General features: G+C 70.6%; 17 protein-coding genes. 8 read left to right on the forward strand and 9 right to left on the reverse strand.

Features of this window, described 5'->3' with window-relative positions; all coding sequences use genetic code 11:
- Positions 1–57 precede the first annotated feature (57 nt).
- Positions 58–2,205, reverse strand: coding sequence for a penicillin-binding protein 1C (gene pbpC, locus ABE438_RS06495; RefSeq protein WP_346501723.1), 2,148 nt, complete (start codon positions 2,203–2,205; stop codon positions 58–60).
- A 2-nt stretch (positions 2,206–2,207) separates the two neighbouring features.
- Positions 2,208–7,445: an alpha-2-macroglobulin family protein gene (locus ABE438_RS06500; RefSeq protein ID WP_346501724.1), complete on the reverse strand. Its 5,238-nt coding sequence runs from the start codon at positions 7,443–7,445 to the stop codon at positions 2,208–2,210.
- 225 nt (positions 7,446–7,670) lie between these two features.
- Here ABE438_RS06500 and ABE438_RS06505 point away from each other — a divergent pair, with 225 nt between their 5' ends.
- The 4 genes from ABE438_RS06505 (at position 7,671) to ABE438_RS06520 (ending at position 12,350) form a co-directional block, all read left to right on the forward strand.
- Positions 7,671–9,068: a S1 family peptidase gene (locus tag ABE438_RS06505; RefSeq protein WP_346501725.1), complete on the forward strand. Its 1,398-nt coding sequence runs from the start codon at positions 7,671–7,673 to the stop codon at positions 9,066–9,068.
- A 195-nt stretch (positions 9,069–9,263) separates the two neighbouring features.
- Positions 9,264–10,259 (forward strand): tripartite tricarboxylate transporter substrate binding protein, encoded by a 996-nt coding sequence (locus ABE438_RS06510; RefSeq protein WP_346501726.1) that lies wholly within the window; start codon positions 9,264–9,266, stop codon positions 10,257–10,259.
- A gap of 104 nt (positions 10,260–10,363) precedes the next feature.
- Positions 10,364–10,840: a tripartite tricarboxylate transporter TctB family protein gene (locus ABE438_RS06515; protein ID WP_346501727.1), complete on the forward strand. Its 477-nt coding sequence runs from the start codon at positions 10,364–10,366 to the stop codon at positions 10,838–10,840.
- A 37-nt stretch (positions 10,841–10,877) separates the two neighbouring features.
- Positions 10,878–12,350, forward strand: coding sequence for a tripartite tricarboxylate transporter permease (locus tag ABE438_RS06520; protein WP_465248563.1), 1,473 nt, complete (start codon positions 10,878–10,880; stop codon positions 12,348–12,350).
- Positions 12,351–12,459: 109 nt separating this feature from the next.
- On the opposite strand, the gene ABE438_RS06525 is transcribed toward ABE438_RS06520, so the two are convergent.
- The 5 genes from ABE438_RS06525 to ABE438_RS06545 all read right to left on the reverse strand — a co-directional run bounded on the left by ABE438_RS06525 (position 12,460) and on the right by ABE438_RS06545 (position 16,401).
- Positions 12,460–13,422 (reverse strand): CobW family GTP-binding protein, encoded by a 963-nt coding sequence (locus ABE438_RS06525; protein ID WP_346501729.1) that lies wholly within the window; start codon positions 13,420–13,422, stop codon positions 12,460–12,462.
- A 170-nt stretch (positions 13,423–13,592) separates the two neighbouring features.
- The gene (locus ABE438_RS06530) at positions 13,593–14,537 is read right to left on the reverse strand and encodes a metal ABC transporter substrate-binding protein (protein WP_346501730.1); all 945 of its coding nucleotides are present in this window, start codon (positions 14,535–14,537) and stop codon (positions 13,593–13,595) included.
- 34 nt (positions 14,538–14,571) lie between these two features.
- Positions 14,572–15,402 (reverse strand): metal ABC transporter permease, encoded by an 831-nt coding sequence (locus ABE438_RS06535; protein WP_346501811.1) that lies wholly within the window; start codon positions 15,400–15,402, stop codon positions 14,572–14,574.
- 115 nt (positions 15,403–15,517) lie between these two features.
- Positions 15,518–16,243 (reverse strand): zinc ABC transporter ATP-binding protein AztA, encoded by a 726-nt coding sequence (gene aztA / locus ABE438_RS06540; RefSeq protein WP_346501731.1) that lies wholly within the window; start codon positions 16,241–16,243, stop codon positions 15,518–15,520.
- A gap of 11 nt (positions 16,244–16,254) precedes the next feature.
- Entirely contained in the window at positions 16,255–16,401 is a 147-nt protein-coding gene (locus tag ABE438_RS06545; RefSeq protein ID WP_346501732.1) for a hypothetical protein, read from the reverse strand.
- A gap of 114 nt (positions 16,402–16,515) precedes the next feature.
- On the opposite strand from ABE438_RS06545, the gene ABE438_RS06550 reads away from it, so the two are divergent.
- Complete coding sequence (locus tag ABE438_RS06550; RefSeq protein WP_346501733.1) at positions 16,516–16,779, forward strand: hypothetical protein; 264 nt, start codon at positions 16,516–16,518, stop codon at positions 16,777–16,779.
- 2 nt (positions 16,780–16,781) lie between these two features.
- Here the strand turns inward: ABE438_RS06550 and ABE438_RS06555 are convergent, their stop codons facing one another.
- On the reverse strand, positions 16,782–18,404 hold the full coding sequence (locus ABE438_RS06555) for an OpgD/OpgG family glucan biosynthesis protein (RefSeq protein WP_346501734.1): 1,623 nt from the start codon (positions 18,402–18,404) through the stop codon (positions 16,782–16,784).
- 239 nt (positions 18,405–18,643) lie between these two features.
- Here ABE438_RS06555 and ABE438_RS06560 point away from each other — a divergent pair, with 239 nt between their 5' ends.
- From ABE438_RS06560 to ABE438_RS06570, 3 genes are all read left to right on the forward strand, one after another.
- Complete coding sequence (locus ABE438_RS06560; RefSeq protein WP_346501735.1) at positions 18,644–19,612, forward strand: TAXI family TRAP transporter solute-binding subunit; 969 nt, start codon at positions 18,644–18,646, stop codon at positions 19,610–19,612.
- A 140-nt stretch (positions 19,613–19,752) separates the two neighbouring features.
- Positions 19,753–22,056 carry a TRAP transporter permease gene (locus ABE438_RS06565; protein ID WP_346501736.1) on the forward strand — a complete coding sequence of 768 codons (2,304 nt, stop codon included), beginning with the start codon at positions 19,753–19,755 and terminating at the stop codon, positions 22,054–22,056.
- Entirely contained in the window at positions 22,053–22,433 is a 381-nt protein-coding gene (locus ABE438_RS06570) for a DUF1850 domain-containing protein (protein WP_346501737.1), read from the forward strand. The genes ABE438_RS06565 and ABE438_RS06570 overlap by 4 nt, the downstream gene beginning before the upstream one ends.
- Here ABE438_RS06570 and ABE438_RS06575 read toward each other — a convergent pair.
- Positions 22,421–22,660: a hypothetical protein gene (locus ABE438_RS06575; RefSeq protein WP_346501738.1), complete on the reverse strand. Its 240-nt coding sequence runs from the start codon at positions 22,658–22,660 to the stop codon at positions 22,421–22,423. The genes ABE438_RS06570 and ABE438_RS06575 overlap by 13 nt on opposite strands.
- Between the last annotated feature and the right edge of the window lie 77 nt (positions 22,661–22,737).

Below are 22,737 nucleotides of genomic sequence, written 5' to 3' on the forward strand. Positions count from 1 at the left end.
CCGCGGCGACGCTCCCGACGACAAGCCCCGCCATGCAGCCCATGGCGGGGTTTCGCGTTACTGGAGCCTGACCGAGACGCTTTCGCTGGCACCGGCCGCATCGATCACCGAGATCCGCACGAAGCCCTTGACCGGCGGCTGCCAATTGGTCTCGCGCCGCCTGATCGCGTCCATCACCGGCGCGCCGTCGACCAGCCAGGTGAAGGGCGCGACGCCGCCGGTGACCTTGAGCGCCAGTTGCGGCCGGCCGGCCCCGGCGGAGGCGAGGTCGATACGCGCGCCCTCGGGCGGGAAGGCCAGCCGCAGCGCCGGCGTCGCCAGCGCCGCCACGGTCTTCGGCACGTCCTGGCGCAGATGCCGGAGCGGCGGCGGCAGGGCGGCGCTGCTCGCCATGATCGCTCCGGCAGGCCGCGGGAAGGGCCGCAGGTCGAGCCCGATGCGGGCGAAGGCGTCGAACAGGATCGGCGCCGCGACGACGCGCCCGACCAGCCCCGGCACCGCACCATTGTCGGCCCGCCCGACCCAAACGCCGATCGTGTGGCGGCGGTCGAAGCCGACGGCCCAGCCGTCGCGATAGCCATAGGAGGTGCCGGTCTTGTAGGCGATGCGCCCGGGCGGCGCGTTGAGCGGCGGCGGCGCGCCGAGCAGCGTGTCGGCGACGTACCAAGCGGCGACCGGCTCGACCAGGCGCATGCTCTCGCGGCCGCCGACGGCATCGGGGGTCGCGCTCTCCGGCTTCATCCTGAGCGGCACGACCTCGCCGCCGCGCGCCAGCCCAACATAGAGCTGCGTCAGGTCGGCGAGCGTGATGCCGACGCCGCCCAGGCCGATGGCGAGGCCGGGCGCGCCGCTATCCTTCGGCAGGGCGATTCCGGCGCCGGCATCCCGCAGCCGCGACAGGAAGCGCTGCGGCCCGAGCGCCGAGAGCAGGTCGACCGCCGGCAGGTTGAGCGAGAGCTGCAGCGCCTTGCGGGCGCTGACCATGCCCTGGAAGCCGAGGTCGAAATTCTCCGGGACATAGAGCCCGTAGCGCATCGGCCGGTCCTCGAGCATCGTCTCGGGATGGGCGAGGCCATTGTCGAAGGCGAGCGCGTAGATGAAGGGCTTCAGCGCCGAGCCGGGCGAGCGCAGCGCCCGCGTCAGGTCGAGCGAGCCCGCCCGCTCGGCGGCGAAATAGTCGACGCCGCCGACGGAAGCCCGGATCTCGCCGGTCTCGTTGTCGGCGACCAGGATCGCGATCGAGAGCTGCGGTCCCAGCCCGCTGCTGCGCTCGCGCGCCAGTTGCTCGAGCGCGGCCTGCCAGCGCCCGTCGATGGCGAGCTGGTGGCGCGCGAGGCCGGGCGCCTCGGCGACCGCGCGCTCGGCGGCGTGCGGGGCGAGGTTCGGGAACGGCCGCCGCGCCTGCGGGATCGGCTCCTCGCGTGCGGCGGCGACCTCGGCCTGCGTCAGCACGCCCTCGGCCGCCGCGCGCGCCAGCACGCGGTCGCGCGCCCGCCGCGCCGCTTCGGGGAAGCGGTCGGGCCGGCGCAGCTCCGGCGATTGCGGCAAGGCGACGAGCAGCGCCGCCTCGGCGGTCGAAAGCCGCGCCGGCTCCTTGCCGAACCAGGCGAAGCTCGCCGCCCGCACCCCTTCGAGATTGCCGCCGAAGGGCGCCAGCGCCAGATAGAGGTCGAGGATGTCGCGCTTGGCCAGCCGCCTTTCGAGGCCGAGCGCCCGCACCGCCTGGCGCAGCTTGGCGCGCAAAGAGCGCTCCTCGCGCGGCTCCAGCAGCCGCGCCACCTGCATGGTCAGCGTCGAGCCGCCGGAGACGATGCGGCCATTGGCGAGCATCTGCCCGGCGGCGCGCAGGATGCCGAGCGGATCGACCCCGGGATGGCTGTCGAAGCGGCCGTCCTCATAGGCCTTGAGCATGGCGAGATATCGCGGATCGACGTCGTCGACGCCGACCGGCAGCTTCCAGCGGCCATCGCCTGTCAGGAATGGCCGCAGCAGCCGGCCCTCGCGGTCGAGCACCACGGTCGAGCGCTGCGAGCCGGCCGCGAGATCAAGCGGCGGCAGGCTCGCCGCATACCAGGCGACGCCACCCGCTCCCGCCGCGCCCAGTCCCAGCAGCGCCGTGACGGCGAAACCGGCGAGGCGAAGCCGGCGGCGCCGGCGCACCGGTCCCGCCTCGTCCGCCTCCGCCCGGTCGCGCGCGGCGTCCATGCTCAGCGTGCCGGGGCGACGTCCACGGTGCCGAAGCCGGTCCGGCCGAAGCGGTCGGGCCGGTACATGTCCTCGATCACCGCCGCCGGATGGACATAGCGCCCGGGCGTCACCGCCCGCGCGATATAGGCGACCGTGAAGGACAGCGGCTGGTTCTTGCCGCCATCGCGCTCGAAGGCGGCGACGAAGCGGTCGTCGCGCGCCTCGGTATGCACCGGCGAGACCTCCTGCTTCAGCCAGTCGAGCCCTTCGACCGAGGCGCCCTCGGTCAGCTTGGCGTTCTCGATCTCGAGCCCGGCCGGCACGGGATCGACCAGCAGCAGCCGGCCATAGCGCGCCGCCGGCTCGCTGGCCTTGAGCGCCACGACATAGCGCTCGTTCTGCTGCAGGCGGGATGGATCGACCCGCTCGCCCTTCATGGTGAAGATGGTCCGCTCCAGCGCGAAGCCCTGCGCCAGCGGCGGCTCGGGCACGGTCGGGATGCCGGAGACCGTCACCACCGCGCTCGCCGCCGCCGTGCCGGGATTGGCGATCACCAGCGGCTTGGCCTCCAGCGCCGGCGCGCTCACCGTGCGGTAGAAGGCGCCCTTGCGCTCGGCGCCGTCGACGGTGAGCACCATGCCCTCCGCCTCGCGTGCCACCGCGGCGGCGGCCATCGCCATCCAGAGGTTCTCCTGCGTCGAGGTGAAGCGCGCATCGGCGCGCGCGCCCTGCACGATCTCGCTGGCGCGCATCAGCACGCCGCGATCGCCCTCGCTCTCGGCCACCAGCGTCATCAGCCCGGCGCCGTCGCGCAGGCGCGAGCCGTAATCCGGCCGCGACAGCCCGTCGTCGCGCGCGGCGGCGAGCGCCACCACCGCCGAATCGAAGGCCGCCTTGCCGCGGGTGCGGTCGCCGAGCAGCGACAGCGCCGCGCCGATCTGCGCCCGCGCCAGCGGCGAGGCGAAGCTGTCGAGCTTGTTGTCGGCGAGATAGCGCAGATCGCCCATCACCGGCCGGCCGTTGCGGGCCAGCACATAGAGCGCATAGGCGATGCCGGCCGAGTCCTCCTTCGCGATGTCGCCTGTGTTGACCACGGCGTTGCGCAGCCGGTCGAGCGCCATGGCGAAGGCCGTCTGCGGCACGGCGAACTGGCGCTCGCGGGCCCGCGTCAGGAAGTCGGTGACGAAGGCATCGAGCCAGAGATCCTCGCCGCCGACGCTCCACAGGCCGAAGGAGCCGTTGCCGCCCTGGCGCGCCAGCACGCGCTCGATCGCGGCGGTGACGCGCTCGTCGGCGCTGCCGTCCAGCGCCAGGTTCTCCATGCTCGCCAGCCGGTTCACCACCAGCAGCGGCAGGGCCCGGCTGATCGTCTGCTCCGTGCAGCCATAGGGGTAGCGGTCGAGCGCCTTGAGGATGGCCGGGACGTCGAGCGCCGCCACCGGCGAGACCGAGACCGAAACGGCGCCGGAGCCCGGCACCAGATCGGCCAGCAGGTCGGAAGAGACCGTCAGCGAGCCGCCGCCCGGCAGGGCGCGGACCACGCGCCGCGCGATGGTCTGCGTCGAGGGCTGCACGCGGACCGCGAGGTTCTGCACGGTGCCGACGCCGTTGGGGCCGCTGACGCGCACGTCGAAGCTGGCGCGGCCGATGCCCGCCGCCGTCACCGGGATGGTCATCTGCGCCTTGGCGCCGGCGGCCAGCGTCAGCTCGCGGCGCGTCGCCTCGGCGCCGACCACGACCGGCCCCTGCACGTCGAGATCGACCTGATAGGTCCCTGCCGCCCCCTCGACATTGTCGACCTGGAGATGGAAGCGCGACTGGTCGCCGAGCGCCAGGAAGCGCGGCAGCGTCGCCTGCGCCACGATCTGGTCACGCACGAACACGTCGGCGCTGGCCTGGCCGGTGCGCCCGGCCGTCCAGGCGACGGCCATCACGCGCACGCTGCCGTTGAAGGCCGGCAGCGCCATGTCGATCCTGGCCGTGCCGTCCGGCCCGAGCTTGACCACGCCGGAATAGCGCGCCAGCGGCTCCTGCGTCGGCGCGTCGCCGCTGAGCTCGGGCGCCGCGTCGCCGCCGGAGCGGATCGTGCCGCGGACGCCCTGCATGCCGTCGATCAGATAGCCGTAGAGGTCGCGCAGCTCGTGGCCGAGCTGGCGCTGGCCGAAGAAGAAGCGGCTCGGATCCGGGCTCTCGAAGCGCGTCAGGTTGAGGATGCCGACATCGACGGCGGCAACCGTGACGAAGGCGTCCTCGCCCGGCCGCGCGCCGGTGACTTTCACCGGCAGCGACAGCGTCGTGAGCGGCCGCACCAGCGGCGGCGTGCCGAGATCGACGGCAAGCGAGCGCGCCTCCTTGCCGACCCCGAACCAGGCGAGGCCGATCGCCCTTCCGGGCATGCGCTGCGCCTTCTGGTCCATCGGCCGGTGCAGCAGCGCGACCAGATAAGCGCCGGCGCCCCATTCGGCCTTGGCCGGCAGGCTGATCGTGGTGCCCTGCTCCGGCACGTCGACGGTGCGCAGTTCGCGCACGCCGTCGCCCATCACCGCCAGCGTCGCCTTGCCGGCGAAGCGCGGCGACAGCCTGACCTGCATGGTCTCGCCGTCGGCATAGGCCGCCTTGTCGAGCGCGACCGCGAGCACGTCGGGCGTGTCGGCGGTCTTCTCGCTCTCGTAGCCGACGCGGAAGCTGACGCTCGTTTCGCTCGCCTCGGCCCCGTCGGCCGTGACGTCGAGCCGGTAATTGCCCCACTCGACCGGCATGGCGATGCGCGCCGGCTCGGCCTCGGACACAGCCAGCTCGCCATCGGCGACGCGCCGCGTCGTCGTCACGCCCTCATAGTTCCAGCTGCCGTCCTGGTAGAACCATTGATAGGTGCGGTTGACCTTGGACAGCGTCCATTTCAGCCCCTGGCGGGCGATGCGCCGACCGTCGCCCTGCGCCATGATCACGTCGAAGCCGGCGGTCTGGCCGTTGCCGATCTCGCCGTCGCGGAAGGCCTTGCGCACGCCGATCGCCGCGCCCTTGGGCACGATCGGCAGGGTCAGAGAGCGGGCGATCGCCCGGCCGCCGGCCTCGCCGACGCGGATGGTCAGCTCCGCCTCGAGCGGCCGGGTCGTCTCCGGCTCGGCCACCGGATTGACTAGGGTCACCTTGCCGTCCGGCCCGGTCTTGGCCGCCTCCTCGAATTCGGTTTGGCGCGGCTCGAAAGCCTCGTCGGTCAGCCCGACCGCATAGCCTGCGAAGCCGGGAATGGCGCTCTCGGCTGCGGCGCGCACGGTCATCGAGCCGGTGACGGTCAGGTCGGACCCCGGCGCCCCGTAGAGATAGCGCGCCGCGACCGCGATCTCGGCCGGCTCGCCGGCCTGCAGCGCCGGCTTGGCCGAGGACAGGGTCAACTCCAGCCGCTCGGGCACATAGTCCTCGACCAGGAAGGAGACCTCGCCGATCGCCGGGCCCTTCGGCTCGGCATAGGCCTGCACCCGCCAGGTGCCCGGCTGGGAATTGGAGAGCAGCGGAATCGACTCGGCCCGGCCGCCGGCGCCCTGGTCCTCGACCTGCCGGCGGCGATATTCGACGCCGTCCGGCCGCTTCACCACCAGCGTCAGCGGCAGGCCGGTGACGGCCGCGCCCTTGGCGTCGCGCAGCAGCGTGGTCAGGAACACCGTCTCGCCCGAGCGGTAGACGCCGCGTTCGGTGTAGAGATAGGCGTCGAGCCCCACCGGCGCGACGCGGCCCTTCACGCCGCGGTCGGAAAGGTCGAAGGCGGTCTGGCGCAGGTCGAGGAAGCCGTAATCCTCGCCCCGGGAGACGGTGACCAGCCCCGGCGCCTCGCCGCCCTGCCCCTTGGCCAGCGCCGCGTCGAAGCGGGCATGGCCGTTGCGGTCGGTACGGGCGGTGGCGAGCACTTCGTTGTTGCGCGCCAGCAGGCGCAGCTCGGCATCGGCCACGGGCGCGGCGTCGGCGAGCGAGCGCACCAGCACATGCACGCCGTCCGGGCCGGAGAAGGAGGTCAGGCCGAGATCGGAGACGACGAACCATTGCGTGGCGCGGCTGCTGCCGTCCTCGAAACCCTCCTCGCCCTCGGCCGCCGGCGTGCCGGTGCCGGTCGGGCGCGCCAGCATGACGTAGACGCCGGGCTGCAGCCGGCCGACCGCCTCCAGCACCGGGAAGGCGGTGGTGACGTCGCGGTTGAGCTCGGATTTCACCGCCATGGTGCCGGACCAGACTTTCTGGCCCTTCTCGGAGGCGATCTGCCCGGCGCGCCAGTTGCCGATCTGGGTCAGGAAGTCGTCGGACTGGATCGAGCCGATCAGGTTGCGGTCGCCGATGCGCAGCACGGTCAGGTCAAGGCTCGGCGCGTTGACCGAGACCACCGGGATGCCCTGCTGGCCGGTGCGGGGCAGCACGTAGTTTCGGCCGGTGAAGCGCACGGAGGGCGCGCGGTCGCGGACATAGACCTCGTAATCGGCGGCCTTGAGCAGCGCTTCGCCCGGGATCGCCGAGGGGACGCCCTGGCGGATGACGAAGCCGTAGCGCTCGCCATGGCGCAGCCCGTCGACGCAGAGCTGGCGCTCCTCGGCGGTGACCGCGAAATCGCCCTTGCCCGTGATCGCGACATAGGGCGCGAAATCGACGCGGCCGCGCGCCAGCGGCTCGGAGAACTCGAAACAGGCACGCGGGCTCGCCGCGTCGGAATCGACCTTGTTGCCGGTGAGGCGGAAGCCCCGCTCGGCCCGCAGCGCCTCGTAATCGGTGCGTAGCGCGGCATTGTCGACCAGGTCGAGGCTGAGCCGGTAGGCGGTCAGCGACGGCCGCCAGAGCTCGTTGCGCTGGAAGACCCGCGCCAGCACGCCGAGCGAGGTCGCCTCCTCCGCCCGCGAGCTCGCCCGCTGATAGGCGAGGTAGGCCGCCGAGATCGCCCGCTCGCGCAGCTCCCAGCGCTCGCGATAATCGCGCGGCTCGATCGCGCCCGCCGCCTGGGCCATCAGCCGCCAGCCCGCCGGATTGGCCGGATCGGCCACCGCCGCGGCGTTCGCCAGCGGCAGGGCCGCCCGTCCGTCGCCGCGCGCGAGCGCCGCCTGCCCGTCGCGCAGCAGCACCGCCACGGGGCGCTGGCCGGTGGCGACCTCGCGCTTCAGCCGCTCTTCCAGGCGCTGGCCGTCGCTGGCGAGATCGGGCCTGACATAGGCCTTCTGCGCCAGCGCCGGCGTCGCCAGGACGAGGCCGATGAGCAGGGCGGCACGGGCGAAAGTGCGCATGGCTGGGTCTCCGGACTGGGTCGGCCCGCGCGGGCGCGGCCGGGCTCGTGCGGGAGACCTGATCGTCGCCCGTCGAGGCTGGCGAAGCTATCACCCGTATGGGGCAGCGCAACTCGGCAGGTGTCCGCAATCCTCAGTTCCCTGCCGGGCGCCGCTTGCCTCCGGCCCGCGACTGACGCTGAATGGCCCGCGCCGCGCCGTGAGCGGGCGGCGAAGGAGGTCACCATGCGCGCAATCCGGGCCCGATCCGGCGCCATGGCCGCTCTGGCGGCCGTGCTGTTGCTTGGCGGCACCGCCGCGACGCGGGCGCAGGCGCCCGATTCGCCCCTGGCTGCCGCCACCAGCGCCTTCGGCGCCCTGCCAGAGGCCGAGCGCAAGGCGATCCAGGTCGACCTGATCTGGACCGGCCATCTCAACAGCGCCGCGACCGGCAGTTTCGGCCCGCTGACATTCCGCGCCATCAACGCCTTCAAGGCCGGGCGCGGCGCGGCCGACGGGCGCCTGGCCCCGGCCGAGCGGCAGGAGCTCGCCCGGGCCGCGCAGGCCGCGCGCCAGGCCACCGGCTTCGCCGTGCTCACCGACGAGCGCACCGGCGTGCGCATCGGCATTCCGGCACGCCTGCTGCCGAAGCGCGAGGCGCTGCCCAATGGCGGCAGCCGCTGGCAGAGCGCCGACGGGCGCGTCACGCTCGATGTCAGCGCCACCCCGCCCGGGGGCACGCTGAAGGCGCTGTTCGAGCGCGCCACCGCCGCGAACCCGAACGCGGCGCGCAAGATCACCTACAAGCTGCTGCGGCCGGACTTCTTCGTCGTCGCCGGCGAGACCGCCACCGGCAAGTTCTTCCGCCGGCAGGCGTTCGGCGAGGCCGGGCTGCGCGGCTTCTCGATCGGCTACGACAAGGCGCTGGCCGGGACGCTCGACCGCGTCGTCACCGCGATCGCCGACAGTTTCGAGCCCTTCCCCGGCCCCGGCGCGCCGGCCGGCGCCCAGCCGCGCCTCACGGGCCAGGGCCCGGCCGCCGCGGTGATGGCTGTTCCGGGCGGCCCGGTTGCCCGTCACCCGGCCGGCATCGCCCTGGGCGGCGGCCGCGTCGCCGTGGCGCTGGCGACGCTGAAGAGCTGCCCCGCGCCGCGCATCGCCGGCAAGCCCGCCACCATCGCCGCCCGCGACGAAGCGGCCGGCCTCGCGGTGATCGAGAGCGCCGAGGCCCGCAAGGGCGCCGGCCCGGCCCTGCGCGCGGGACGTCCGGACGCGGGCGAGCGCCTCGTCGCCCTCGCCTATGCCGACGCGGACGGCCGCGCGGTCGCGAGCGCCATTCCGGCCGAGGCGCTGCCCGGCGAGGGGGCGACCGCGATCCGCGCCGCGCTCCAGCCCGGACAGGCCGGCGCCGCCGTCTTCGACATGGCCGGCCGCCTCGTCGGCCTGGCGATCGACGCGCCCCCCGAGACCGGTCTCGTCGCCGGCGTGGCCCCGGCCCGCGACTATCGCCTGGCCGGGCCCGCAGCAATCGCCGCGCTCGGCGGCGGTGCCGCCGCGACCACGCCGGAAGCGGGGCCGTCCTCGACCGGCGCGGTCGTCGCCGTGGGGCTCGGCCTGCTCGTCCCCATGGGGTGTGGCGCGTAAAACGCGGCTGAACCGGCCGAAACCGCGTGAAAATCCGTGGCCGCGGCGATCTTGCGGCCGTCAACGCATTTCCGCATGCAGTATGCAGATAAGCGGTTGTCAGCGGCCCCCGCTTTGTTTCAGTATGCCGCCGTAACGGAAGCTCCGCAGAGAGCAACGGTAGTTCAATCGATTTTAACGGGAGGATATCCGAGCATGACCACCATCAGCAGGCGCACGCTTCTGCAAGGGGCTGCGGCCGCCGGCGCCACCGGCCTGATCGCCGGCCCGGCCATCGGCCAGGCGAAGTGGCCGACGCGCCCGGTTCAGCTGGTCTGCCCCTGGGGCGCCGGCGGCGGCACCGACGCCATCGTGCGCATCATCGCCGCGCTGCTCGAGAAGAGCCTGGGCCAGCCCTTCAACGTCGTGAACCGCACCGGCGGCTCGGGCGTGGTCGGCCATTCCGCGATCGCGACGGGCGCGCCGGACGGCTACACGCTCGGCATCATCACCTCCGAAATCGCGATGATGCACCACCAGGGCCTGACCAAGCTCACCTATCAGGACTACACCCCGCTGGCGCTGATGAACTCCGACCCGTCGGGCGTGCAGGTCAAGGCGGACTCGCCCTACAAGACGATCAACGACCTCGCCGAGGCCATCAAGGCGGCCCCGCACGGCAAGCTCAAGGCTTCCGGCACTGGCCAGGGCGGCATCTGGCACCTCGCTCTGATCGGCTGGATGCTCGGGATGAAGCTCAAGCCCGACCACGTCTCCTGGGCCCCGTCCAACGGCGCCGCGCCCGCCATGCAGGATCTCGCCGCCGGCGGCATCGACATGGTGACCTGCTCGGTGCCCGAGGCGCGCGCCATGCTCGACGCCGGCCGCGCCCGCTCGCTGGCGATCATGGCGGCCGAGCGCAACCCGCAGTTCAAGGACGTCCCCACCATGAAGGAGACGCTGGGCATCGACTTCGAAGTCGGCTCCTGGCGCGGCATCGGCGGCCCGAAGGGCCTGCCGGACAACGTCTCCAAGATCATGCGCGAAGAGCTCAAGAAGGTCTACGACTCCAAGGAGTACAAGGACTTCATGAACGGCCGCGGCTTCGCGATGATCTATGCCGACGGCCCGGACTTCGGGACCTATATGGGCACCAGCGACAAGAGCATGGGCGTCGCCCTGACCGCCGGCGGCCTCGCCAAGAAGGCCTGATCCAGGCCGCAGACCCGACTAGGCCCGGACGGCCGCCTCACAGGCGGCCGTCTTCGTCCTGCCACAGCGCCGTATCGAGGGGCGGCGCGGAAAGTAGCCATGCCATGAAATTCAACGACGCCATCGTCGGCGCGATCTTCATCGTGATCGCGGGCCTGATGATCCAGCAGAGCTTCTCCTTCCCGGGCTTCCCGGGCCAGGATTACGGTCCCAATCTCTTCCCGCGCATCATCGCCGGCGGCATCATCCTGTGCTCCGTCCTGCTGATCCTGCGCGGCCTTCGCACCCGCGCCGCCACCGGTCAGGCCTGGCTGGCCTTCGACGACTGGACCCGCGTCCCCCGGCACCTGATCTCGTTCTTCCTGATCATCGGCGCCATGCTGGCCTACATCCTGATCTCCGACACGCTCGGCTTCATCATCACGGCCTTCGTGCTGCAGCTTGGCCTGTTCCTCTGGTTCTCGGTCAGGCCGGTGACCGCGGTCGTCGTCGCGGTCGTCTCGACGCTGGTCGTCCAGTATTTCTTCGCAAGCCTCCTGCGGGTTCCGCTGCCGCGCGGCCTGCTCGACAGCATTCTGTGAGCGCCGATCGATGGACGCAGTTATCTCCGCATTCGGCTTGGTCTTCGAACCCCAGGTCCTCGGCGTCATCCTCGCCTCCGCCGTCTTCGGCATGTTCGTCGGCGCCATTCCCGGCCTGACGGCCACCATGGCGACGGCGCTGCTGGTGCCGATCACCTTCTTCATGTCGCCCGTCGCCGCGCTCGGCGCCATCGTCACCGCCACCGCCATGGCGATCTTCGCCGGCGACATTCCCGGCGCCATGCTGCGCATGCCCGGCACGCCCGCCTCCGCCGCCTATGCCGATGAGAGCTATCAGATGACCCGCAAGGGCCAGCTCGACCTCTGCATGGGCGTCAACCTGGTCTTCTCGGTCGCCGGCGGCCTGTTCGGCGTGGTCTTCCTGATCGCCTTCGCGCCCATGCTGGCCGAGGTCGCGATCAACTTCTCCTCCTTCGAGTATTTCTGGCTGGCCTGCCTCGGCCTGACCTGCGCCATCTTCATCGGCACGGGCGACTCGCTGAAGGGTCTGCTGTCGCTGTTCATCGGCCTGGCGATCGCCACGGTCGGCATCGACCCGGCCGCCGGCCAGCCGCGCTTCACCTTCGGCAATGTCGACCTGCTTTCCGGCATCGACTTCATCCCGGCGATGATCGGCATGTTCGCGGTGTCGGAGCTGCTGCGCGGCGCCGTCTCGATGGACAAGGCCGGCGAGGTGGTGAAGCAGGCGGTGGGCAACATGTTCACCGGCCTCTCGGCGGTCTGGAAGAAGTACTGGAAGAACTTCTTCCGCGGCTCGGCCGTCGGCACCACGATCGGCATCCTGCCGGGCGCCGGCGCCGACATCGCCGCCTGGGTCTCCTACGCCGTCTCGAAGAAGCTCTCCAAGGAGCCCGAGAAGTTCGGCACCGGCCATGTCGAGGGCATCGTCGATTCGACCTCGGCCAACAACTCGGCGCTCGGCGGCGCCTGGATCCCGGCGCTGGTCTTCGGCATTCCCGGCGATTCGATCACCGCCATCGTCATCGGCGTGCTCTACATGAAGGGCATGAACCCCGGCCCGACCGTGTTCCAGCAGTCGCCGGAACTGATCTACGCCGTGTTCATCATCTTCATCCTCGCCAACCTGATCATGCTCCCGCTCGGCTGGGCGGCGATCAAGTCGGCCAAGCAGATCCTGCGGGTGCCGAAGAACATCCTGACGCCGATCATCGTGATCTTCTGCCTGGTCGGCGCCTTCGCCATGACCAACTCGGCCTACGGCATCGTGCTGATGCTCACCATGGGCGTGTTCGGCTGGTGGCTGGAGGAGCACGACATCCCGGTGGCGCCGCTGATCCTCGGCCTCGTCCTCGGCCAGATGCTCGAGCAGAACTTCATGAGCTCGATGATCAAGGCCAATGGCGCGCTGATGGGCTTCTTCGAGCGGCCGCTCGCCGGCACGATCGGCGTGCTGACGCTGCTGCTCTGGGGCATGATGATCTGGCGCGGGCTGACTGCGAAGAAGCCGGTGGAAGCCGCAGCCGCCTGAGGCGGATGCGGGCCCGCACGGCCCGAAACGAGAAAGGGCGGGTCGCTCGCGCGGCCCGCCCTTTCGTTTGTCTCAGCAGCAGACGCCAGCCGCCAGGGCCGGCGCGCCGTCAGGCGGCGCAGGCCTCGAAGCCCTTGCGCAGCGCCGCCTCGTCGAGGCCGCGGCCGATGAAGACCAGGCGCGAAGCGCGCGTCTCGCCCGGCTTCCATTCGCGCTGCAGGTCGCCGTCCAGGATCATGTGCACGCCCTGGAAGACGAAGCGGCGCGGCTCGCCCTTGAAGGCGAGGATGCCCTTGGAGCGCAGGATGTCGGCGCCCTGGATCTGGCTGACATCGTTGATCCAGGGCATGAACTTCTCGGGATCGACATCGCCTGGAATGGTCAGCGAGATCGAGCGCACATCGTCGGAATGGTGATGATGATGGCCGGATTCGAGGAAGTCCGGCTCGATGTCGAGGATGCGGTCGAGATCGAAGGCGCTGCGGTCGAGCAGATCGCCCACCGGCAGGTCGCAGCGCGTGGTCCTGTGCAGCTTGGCATAGGGGTTGAGCGCGCGGATCGCGGCCTCGACCTCGGCCAGTTCGGCCTCGGAGACGAGATCGATCTTGTTGAGGATGATCACGTCGGCGAAGGCGATCTGGTTCTTGGCCTCCGGCGCGTCCTTCAGCCGGTCCTTCAGCCATTTGGCGTCGGTGACGGTGACGACAGCGTCGAGGCGGGTGGCGTCGCCGACGTCCTGGTCAACGAAGAAGGTCTGGGCGACCGGAGCCGGGTCGGCGAGGCCGGTGGTCTCGACGATGATCGCGTCGAACTTGCCCTTGCGCTTCATCAGCCCGTCGAGGATGCGGATCAGATCCCCGCGCACCGTGCAGCAGATGCAGCCATTGTTCATCTCGAACACCTCCTCGTCGGCCCCGACGACGAGGTCGCCATCGATTCCGGCTTCGCCGAACTCGTTGACGATGACCGCGAACCTCTTGCCGTGGTCCTCGGTGAGGATGCGGTTGAGGAGCGTGGTCTTGCCGGCGCCCAGATAGCCGGTGAGCACCGTGACGGGAATTTTCTCGGACATGTTTCGACCTGTGGTTCTCGGCCCTGGTGCTGCGGGAGACGATCGCGGAGCAGCCCCCGCTCCCGTCGCGGCCGATGATCCTCGCCGGGACCCGTGCCGGACCGCTCCGGACAAGGATCCCGGTCAGGCCCGTGCCGTCCGGGAGGGTGGCGTTGCTCGCGCGAAGGCCCTCAGGCCGGGCCGGCGGAGAGCGCCTTCTCGATCTCGCTTATATTGTGTTTCATCATCGCGATGTAAGTCCCGGCCGGGCCGCCCTGCGCCGAGAGCGCATCGGAATAGAGCCGGCCGCCGATCCGCGCACCGCTCTCGCGGGCGATCTGCTCGATCAGGCGGGGATTCGTGATGTTCTCCATGAACACGGCCGGCACCTTGTCGGCCTTGGCCATGCGGATGATGCGGGCCACGTCGCGCGCCGAAGCCTCGGCCTCGGTCGAGACGCCCTGCGGCGCCAGGAAGGCGATGCCGTAGGCCTTGGCGAAATAGGCCAGCGCGTCATGCGAGGTGATCGCCTTGCGGCGCGCCTCGGGGATACGGGCGACGGCGGCCTTGATCTCGCCGTCGAGCGTCGTCAGCCGCGCGAGATAGACCTCGGCATTGGCGGTATAGGCCTCCTTGCCGGCCGGATCGGCCGCGATCAGCGCGTCGCGGATATTGGCGACGTAGATCTTCGCGTTGCCGACATCCTGCCAGGCATGCGGGTCGTGGTCGCCATGGTCGTGAGCGTGCTTGTGACCGTGCTTATGATCATGGCCATGGTCGTGATCCTCGTCGGCCTCGAGCGGCGTGATGCCCTTGGTCGCGGTCACCACCGTGCCCTTGGCCGCCGCCGAGCGCATCAGCCGCGGCAGCCAGCCCTCGAAGTTCAGCCCGTTGACGAGGATCAGCTTCGCCGCCGCGACCGCCTTGGCGTCGGCCGGCGTCGGCGAATAGACATGCGCGTCGCCATCCGGGCCAACCAGCGCCGTGACCGAGACGCGGCCGCCGCCGACCTCGCGCACGAAATCGGCGAGGATCGAGAAGCTCGCGACGACAGGGACCGTCTCCTGCGCGAAGGCGGGAAGCGGCAGCGAAAAGCCGGCGGCGAGGCCGGCGAGCAGATGGCGACGGTTCAGCATGGCACGATCCAGATAGTGAAACACTATAACATCACTAGCGCTGAAGGTGCCTTCCGGGCAAGAGACGCCGCGCCAGACCGCCCTGCGAGCCGAACAGGAGCGAGGCGAGATAGACCACGCCGGCGGCCAGGATCACCGCCGGGCCGGCCGGCAGGCCGGCACCCGCGGCATAGGAGGCGACCAGCCCGCCATAGCCCGACACCATGCCGAACAGGCTGGCCAGCACGATGAGGCGGGTGACGTCAGCGGTCCAGAACCGCGCTGCCGCGGCCGGCAGCATCATCAGGCCGACGGCGAGCAGCGTGCCGAGCGCATGGAAGCCGGCGACGAGGTTGAGGACCACGAGCGCCAGAAAGCTCAGATGCACCATGCCGCCCGACCGGCTGACCGAGCGCAGGAAGCCGGGATCGACGCATTCCAGCACCAGCGGCCGGTAGATCGCCGCCAGGAGCAGCAGGGTGACGCTGGCGACGCCGGCGAGCAGCAGAAGAACGGAATCGTCGAGCGCCAGCACGTTGCCGAACAGCACGTGCAGCAGGTCGACCGCCGAGCCGCGCAGCGAGACCAGCGTCACGCCCAGCGCCAGCGAGATCAGGTAGAAGGCCGCGAGCGACGCATCCTCCTTCAGCACGGTCAGCCGTGCGACCGCGCCGGCCGCCAGCGCGACCGCGAAACCGGCGGCGAGCCCGCCCAGCGTCATCGCCGGGAGCGAGAAGCCGGCGACGAGATAGCCCAGCGCGGCGCCGGGCAGGATGGCATGGGCCATGGCGTCGCCGGTCAGGCTCATGCGCCGCAGCATCAGGATGACGCCGACCGGCGCGGCCGAGACCGAGAGCGCCACGATGCCGACCAGCGCCCGGCGCATGAAGTCGAACTCGACGAAGGGGCCGATCAGCAAATCGTGGAGCAAGGCGAAGGCTCTTTCGGGCGGGGTGTCGAGCGGGCCCGGCAAGGGCCGGCGTGAGCGGCGGCGGCCGTGCTCAGGCGGCACATGGCGCGGCGTGATCGTCGAACGCCTCGACCATCCGGCGCGCGGCGAGCAAATTGCCCGGCGTCAGCGTCTCGCCGGTCTCGCCCCAGGCCACGACCTCGCGCGCCAGCAGCAGCGTCTGCGGGAAGACGCGCCGCACCATCTCGATATCGTGCAGCACCGCGACGACGGTGCGCTTCTCGCCATGCCAGCGCTGCACCAGCGCCAGAAGGTCGGCAGTGGTGCGCGCATCGATCGCGGTGAAGGGCTCGTCGAGCAGGATGACGTCGGCGTCCTGCAGCAAGAGCCGCGCGAACAGGGCCCGCTGCATCTGGCCGCCCGAGAGCGTGCCGATCGCCCGGCTCTCGAAGCCGGTGAGGCCGACCGCGGCGATCGCCTCCTCGATGCCGGCGCGCGCCGCCCGGCCGATGCCGCCGAACAGGCCGGCGCGGTTCCACAGGCCCATGGCGACGAGGTCGTAGACATGGATCGGGAAGGAGCGGTCGAGTTCGGCCGATTGCGGCAGATAGGCGAGGCGATGGCCGGAGCCCAGGGCGATGCGCCCGCCGAGCGGGCGCAAGGTGCCGACGATCCCCTTGAGCAGCGTCGACTTGCCGGCGCCGTTCGGGCCGAACACCGCCGTCAGGCTGCCCTCGGCGATCTCGCCCGAGAGATGGTGCACCGCCGGATGGCGGTCATAGCCGAGGGTCAGGTCGGTGAAGCGGATAACGGACACGGGCGACGCACTCAACTCATGACGGCGAAGGTCGCCACCCACAGGCAGGCGACGATCACCGCGGCGATGGCCAGCCGCTGACCGGCCGACAGGCGCAGCAGCGACCAGCCGGGGACATCGGCGACGGGATGGCGGTGGCCGGCGTGATCGTGAGCCATGGGAACGATATAATATTACGCCGCCTCCCCGGCAAGCGCGGCGGGGTTGCGCTCCACTGGCGCGGGCGCTGTCATACGCACATCCGAGCGTCCCTGCCCCGATGGAGCCTACCCGTGACCGGCGAGAAACTGACCTTCACCGCGATCCTCGACGGCGTCGCGACCCAGATCGCGGCCGATGCCCTCGAGATCCGCCTGCCCGACGGACTGGGCTTCCGCATCCTGAGCGGCGCCGGGCGCAAGGGCGCGGCCGTGCTCCACATGCCGGCGGACGATCCGCAGGCGCCGCGCTTCGACGTGTTCTGCGTCGAGCCCGGTGGCGCCAATACGCTCTTCGTCTCGATCGACCGCGTGCTGAAGCGCCAGATGGACGGCTGATCCTAGGCCGGCAGGTATTGGTACAGCCAGGTTTCGGTCAGGACCTTGTCGCCGCCGCGCAGGAAGCAGCGCATCTCGATCGGGTCGGTGCCCCCGGCGGTGAGGTCGAACTGGGCGCGCCAATGGCCCGGGACGTCGTTCGGCACCGCCTCGGCGAAGACATAGGATAAGCTGCCGCGCGAGGCCGACAGCACCACCTCCGGCTTGACACCGAAGGGGATGGTCTCCAGCGCCGGCCCCTTGAACTCGACCATGAACTTGCGCACGCCCTTCGGCCGCGCCGTGCCCGGCTGGCCGCCATTGCCGAGCCGCGTCGCTACCACCCGGCCGAGCGGCGGCGGAAACGGCTCGTCGGCCAGCCAGTGCAGGCGATAGGCGAAGCTGTAGGACGCGCCCGCCTTGGCCGGCTCGGCCGGCACCCACATCGCGACGATATTGTCGTGGATCTCGTCGTCGGTCGGGATCTCGATCAGCTGGACCGCCCCCTTGCCCCAATCGCCCACCGGCTCGACCCAGAGGCTCGGCCGGCGCTCGTAGAACACCCCGTCCATGTAGTGGTCGAAGGCGCGGTCGCGCTGCATCAGGCCGAAGCCGCGCGGATTGGTGTCGACGAAGGAGGAGGCGATGGTGCGCGGCGGGTTGTTGAGCGGGCGCCAGGCGCGCTCGCCGGCGCCGGTCCACAGCGCCAGCCCGTCGGAATCGTGGATCTCGGGGCGCCAGTCGACCATGGTCGCCTTGGCGGTCTCCGAATACCAGTACATCGAGGTCAGCGGCGCGATGCCGAGGCGCTCGACATCCTTGCGCAGGTAGATCTGGCTCTCGATCTCCATCAGCACGCCCTTGCCGCGATGCATGCGGAAGCGGAACGCCCCGGCCACGCTCGGCCCCGAGAGCAGCGCGTAGACCACGACATGCTCGGCCGCCGCCTGCGGCGTCTCCAGCCAGACATGGGTGAAGTCGGGAAACTCCTCCGGCTTGCCGCCGACGGCGGGGTCGACCGCCAGGCCGCGCGCCGAGAGCCCGTACTGGTAGAGCTCGCCGATCGCCCGGAAATAGGAGGCGCCGAGGAAGGCGACCCAGTCGTTCTTCTTCCAGTCGAGCGTCTCGCCCTTCGGGCCGGGATGGCCCGAGCGGCTCTCCTGGAAACGGAAGCCGGCGAAACCGGCGCCGCGCGGCAGCTGGCGCGCCGGGGAATCCGCCGGCATCTCGAAATAGGCCTCGTCATAGACGATCTCGCGCGCCTTGCCGCCGTCGAGCACATGCATGCGCACCGGCTTCTGGAAGTAGCGGCCGAGATGGAAGAAGGTCACCGGCCAGGGTGAGGGCCCGTCCGCCCACAGCGCCATCTCCGGCTTGAAGCGGATCTTGCCGTGCGCGTCGTAGTCGATCCGCTCCAGCACGTCCGGCTTGGGGTTGGGCGGTGCCTGATAGGGCTTGCGCGCCAGGTCGCGGGCGCGCTCCTTCAGCCCGTCGAAGCTGAAGCTCTCGGCCTCGCCCAGCCGCAGCCCCTGCTGCGCCAGCGCGGGTCCGGCGAAGCCGGCGGCGGCGAGCGCGGCGGTTCCGGCCGCACCGGCGAGCAGCAGGCGGCGGTCGATCACGGGCGAGGTCTGCGGGCGCGACGGCATCGGGACGAGGCTCTCCTTGGGGCGGGCATGGCGCGGGCGGCACGGACTTCGGCTATCCTGTCCGGCCGACAAGGGCAATGTCCGCGCCAATCTGGCGGTAACAGGGCGGAATTCGCACCGAAACCCGACCGCATACAACTATTGGCCAATGGGTGCGGGTTCCCTTCCGGGCCTGACACACCCTAAAGTCGCGCCAGGACCCGGCCTCTCGAGCCGGGGCAACCGTTTCGGGAGGGACCATGAAGACGCTATTTCGCCATCGCTCGCTGGCCGGGCTCGCCGCCGCGCTCGCGATCGCGGCCGCCCCGGTCGGCGCCCGCGCCCAGGAATTCGTGAACGTGCTGACCGGTGGCACCTCCGGCGTCTACTACCCGCTCGGCGTCGCGCTCTCGAAGATCTACGGCGAGAAAATCCAGAACATCCGCCCGACGGTGCAGGCCACCAAGGCCTCGGTCGAGAACCTGCAATTGCTGCAGCAGGGCAAGGGCGAGATCGCCTTCACGCTCGGCGACTCGCTCGCGGCCGCCTGGGCCGGCGACGCCGAAGCCGGCTTCAAGACGCCGCTCAAGAAGCTGCGCGGCGTCACGGCGATCTATCCGAACTACATCCAGATCGTCGCCTCGAAGGACAGCGGCATCAAGACGCTCGCCGATCTCAAGGGCAAGCGGCTCTCGGTCGGCGCCCCGAAATCCGGCACCGAGCTCAACGCCCGCGCCATCCTCGCCGCCGCCGGCATGACCTACAAGGACCTCGGCAAGATCGAGTACCTGCCCTTCGCCGAATCCGTCGAACTGATGAAGAACCGCCAGCTCGACGCCACGCTGCAGTCGGCCGGTCTCGGCGTCGCCTCGCTGCGCGATCTCGCCACCTCGGTCGAGATCACCGTGGTCGAGGTGCCGACCTCCGTGGTCGAGAAGGCCGGCGCGCCCTTCGTCAAGGCCACCATCCCGGCCAACACCTATAACGGCCAGACCACGGCCACCCCGGCCGCCGCCGTGGTCAACTACCTCGTCACCCATGAAGGCGTGAAGGAGGACACCGTCTACCAGATGACCAAGAGCATCTACGAGAACCTGCCGGACCTCGCGGCGGCCCATGCTGCGGCCCGTTCCATCAAGCTCGAGAACGCCCTGGAGGGCCTGCCTGTCCCGCTGCACCCGGGCGCGGCGCGCTACTTCAAGGAGAAGGGCCTGAAGGTCGATTCCTGACAGCAGAGGCATGCGATGACGCGAGCGAGGCCGGTCCGTCCGGCCTCGCTCTGTCTCGTCGGGACAGATGACCACGGCCGGAACGGGGGATCGGCCATTGCCGGCCGCGGCCGGCCGGCACGAAGCACGGGGAACGGAACATGAGCAGCGCAGCCGAAAAGCCACTGGCAGTGCCCGACAATGCCGGGGTGCCGACCGGCGCGCCGGGCCAATTCGTCGATCCCGAGCACGGCCTGCCGGCCGGCTTCGGGCCGGGATGGCAGGGGCGCCTGCTCTTCTGGATCGCCGTGGCCTTCTCGCTGTTCCAGATCGCCACCGCCTTCAATGTCCCGCTCGACCATCGCTTCGCGGGCATCTCGATCATCGACCTCCTGCGCGGCAGCATGGCGCTCTGGCTCGGCTGGATCGTGCTGCGCAAGATCCAGGGCAAGCCGGCGGGCGAGTTGCTGCTCGCCTGGATCCCGCTCTTCGTCGTCGTCGAGCTCTTGGCCCGTTTCGGCGGCTCCATCCCCAACCAGATCCTGCGGACGCTCCATGTCGGCTTCCTCTGCCTGGTGGCCGGCGGATTGCTGGCGCAGCACAAGAGCGACACGCGCGCCAAGGCTGCCGCCGCCTGGCTGCTGGCGGGTGTCGGCTTCGCCGTCGGCCTCTATCACTGGTTCCTCTATGAGGACCTCGTCGCCCGCGCAGGCGAGGTGACCTCCGCCGACCTCGTGGTCGGCATCACCGCCATCGCAGTCCTGTTCGTGATCTGCTGGCGCTTCATGGGGCCGGCCCTGCCGATCGTCTCGGGCCTGTTCCTCGCCTACTGCCTGTTGGGCCAGTATCTGCCCGCGCCGCTGAACCATCGCGGCTATTCGCTCGACCAGGTCATCGAGCACATGGCCTTCGGCACGGAGGGGCTCTACGCGACGCCGACCGGCGTCTCGGCCACCTTCATCTTCCTCTTCATCCTGTTCGGCTCGTTCCTGGAGCGCGCCGGCATGATCCAGCTCTTCACCGACATCGCCATGGGCCTGTTCGGCTCGGCCCGCGGCGGCCCGGCCAAGGTCGCGGTGTTCTCCTCGGCGCTGATGGGCACGATCTCCGGCTCCGGCGTCGCCAACGTCGTCTCGACCGGCCAGTTCACCATTCCGCTGATGAAGCGCTTCGGCTATCGCCCTGCCTTCGCCGGCGGCGTGGAGGCGACCGCGTCGATGGGCGGGCAGATCATGCCGCCGGTGATGGGCGCCGTCGCCTTCATCATGGCGGAGACGATCGACGTGCCCTATGCCGCGGTGGTCCAGGCGGCGATCGTGCCGGCGATCCTCTACTATGTCGCCGCCTTCCTGGCCGTGCATCTCGAGGCCGGCAAGCGCGGCCTCGTCGGCCTGCCCCGCGCCGAGCTGCCGAGCGCCGGCAAGGCGCTGGCCGAGAAGTGGTACCTGATCCTGCCGCTGGCCGTGCTGGTCTATCTGCTCTTCGCCGGCTACACGCCGCTGTTCTCCGGCTCGGTCGGTCTGGCGCTCACCGTGATGCTGATCCTCGGCGGCTCGCTGGCGCTCGGCATCGGCGCGATCACCGTCCGGGTGCTGTTCTGGCTCGGTCTGGGCCTGCTCTGCGCCTTCTTCTTCTGGTACGGCATCCTCGTCATCGTCGGCATCGTCGTGGCGCTGATCCTCGCCAACCTGTTCACCCGGGGCGGCAGGGAGACGGTCGTCGCCTGCCGGGAGGCCCTCGCCGACGGCGCCCGCCAGGCCATTCCGGTCGGCGTCGCCTGCGCGGTCGTCGGCATCGTCATCGGCACGATGACCCTCACCGGCGTCGGCACCATCTTCGGCAATGCGGTGGTGGCCGTCGGGCAGAACTCGCTCTTCCTGGCCTTGGTGCTGACGATGATCGTCAGCCTGATCCTCGGCATGGGCATCCCGACCATCCCGAACTACATCATCACCTCCTCGATCGCCGCGCCGATCCTGCTGAAGCTCGAAGTGCCGCTGATCGTCAGCCACATGTTCGTCTTCTACTTCGGGATCATGGCCGACCTGACGCCGCCCGTGGCGCTCGCCGCCTTCGCGGCGGCGCCCATCGCCAAGGAATCGGGCTTCAAGATCGCCGGCCAGGCGGTGAAGATCGCGATGGCGGGCTTCGTCGTGCCCTATATGGCCGTCTACGCGCCGGCACTGATGCTGCAGCCCGTCGAGGGCCTGACCGGCTCGGCCTATGTGTTCGCCGCGGTCTACATCATCGGCAAGGCGCTCTTGGCGATCTGCCTGTGGGGCGCCGCGACGATCGGCTATCTCAAGCGCGACATGGCTCTGTGGGAGCGCGTGCTGGCGGCGGTCGCCGCGGCCTTCCTCGTGCTGGCCCTGCCGGTGACCGACGAAGTCGGGTTCGCGCTCGCGGTGGTGCTGGTCGTCCTGCATGTCTGGCGCGCAAGGGTGGCAGACCGGCAGGCGGCATGAGCATCTGCCTCGCGGCGGGGGCACTGGTGATCTCGCTCGGCGCGGGCGAGATCACGCTGGCCTGGCGGCACTCGGTGCAGAAATCGCTTTGGGAGGAGGTCTGGCGCGAGACGCCGGACGGGCTGGTCATCGCCGAGGCGCGCGTCCAGGGCAGCGGCGCCGGCATGGAGCCGCCGCCGGAGGCCAGGCTGGTCGACGGGTTATGGCGCTGGCGCCCGCAGCTGCCGCCGCTGAAGGAGGTGGTGATGCGACGCTCGGGCGCGACCGCCGACTGGCGGGTCTGCGTCGGGGCCAAATGCCGCACGATGAACGCCCTGCTGCCGGCCGAGGCCGACCCGGTGGTGATGCGGCCCTGCGCCGGGGCTCAGCCCGGATGACGCAGCCGCTCGACCTTCAGGACACGGCGCATGAACACCATCTGGCCATAGGCCGCGAAGCCCGAGAAGATCGCCATCAGGACATAGGACACGATCTGGCCGAGCTCGAACATGCCCGCGATCGCCCAGCCTGTGGCCAGGGCGACGCCGAAGATCTCGACCGCGACGAGGATCGCGAGCGAGATCACCATGATCAGATTGCGCCAGTTGGTGCGTCCAGCCGCCATGCCGTGATCCTCAGGAGCCATGCGCTCACCGCCTAGCCCAGCCGGCACCGGCATGCAACAGTTCCGCGCCGGACGCC

This window comes from Allobosea sp. TWI1241 (assembly GCF_039673065.1).
GTDB lineage: Bacteria > Pseudomonadota > Alphaproteobacteria > Rhizobiales > Beijerinckiaceae > Allobosea.

Excerpts from the sequence above, each read along its gene's own strand:
- ABE438_RS06560 (WP_346501735.1), top strand. The coding sequence starts at position 18,644 with ATGAAGACGCTATTTCGCCATCGCTCGCTGGCCGGGCTCGCCGCCGCG.
- ABE438_RS06565 (WP_346501736.1), top strand. The coding sequence starts at position 19,753 with ATGAGCAGCGCAGCCGAAAAGCCACTGGCAGTGCCCGACAATGCCGGG.
- pbpC (WP_346501723.1), bottom strand. The coding sequence starts at position 2,205 with ATGGACGCCGCGCGCGACCGGGCGGAGGCGGACGAGGCGGGACCGGTG.
- ABE438_RS06570 (WP_346501737.1), top strand. The coding sequence starts at position 22,053 with ATGAGCATCTGCCTCGCGGCGGGGGCACTGGTGATCTCGCTCGGCGCG.
- ABE438_RS06515 (WP_346501727.1), top strand. The coding sequence starts at position 10,364 with ATGAAATTCAACGACGCCATCGTCGGCGCGATCTTCATCGTGATCGCG.
- ABE438_RS06505 (WP_346501725.1), top strand. The coding sequence starts at position 7,671 with ATGCGCGCAATCCGGGCCCGATCCGGCGCCATGGCCGCTCTGGCGGCC.
- ABE438_RS06575 (WP_346501738.1), bottom strand. The coding sequence starts at position 22,660 with ATGGCGGCTGGACGCACCAACTGGCGCAATCTGATCATGGTGATCTCG.
- ABE438_RS06510 (WP_346501726.1), top strand. The coding sequence starts at position 9,264 with ATGACCACCATCAGCAGGCGCACGCTTCTGCAAGGGGCTGCGGCCGCC.
- ABE438_RS06535 (WP_346501811.1), bottom strand. The coding sequence starts at position 15,402 with ATGCGCCGGGCGCTGGTCGGCATCGTGGCGCTCTCGGTCTCGGCCGCG.
- ABE438_RS06530 (WP_346501730.1), bottom strand. The coding sequence starts at position 14,537 with ATGCTGAACCGTCGCCATCTGCTCGCCGGCCTCGCCGCCGGCTTTTCG.
- ABE438_RS06500 (WP_346501724.1), bottom strand. The coding sequence starts at position 7,445 with ATGCGCACTTTCGCCCGTGCCGCCCTGCTCATCGGCCTCGTCCTGGCG.
- ABE438_RS06555 (WP_346501734.1), bottom strand. The coding sequence starts at position 18,404 with ATGCCGTCGCGCCCGCAGACCTCGCCCGTGATCGACCGCCGCCTGCTG.
- ABE438_RS06525 (WP_346501729.1), bottom strand. The coding sequence starts at position 13,422 with ATGTCCGAGAAAATTCCCGTCACGGTGCTCACCGGCTATCTGGGCGCC.
- ABE438_RS06545 (WP_346501732.1), bottom strand. The coding sequence starts at position 16,401 with ATGGCTCACGATCACGCCGGCCACCGCCATCCCGTCGCCGATGTCCCC.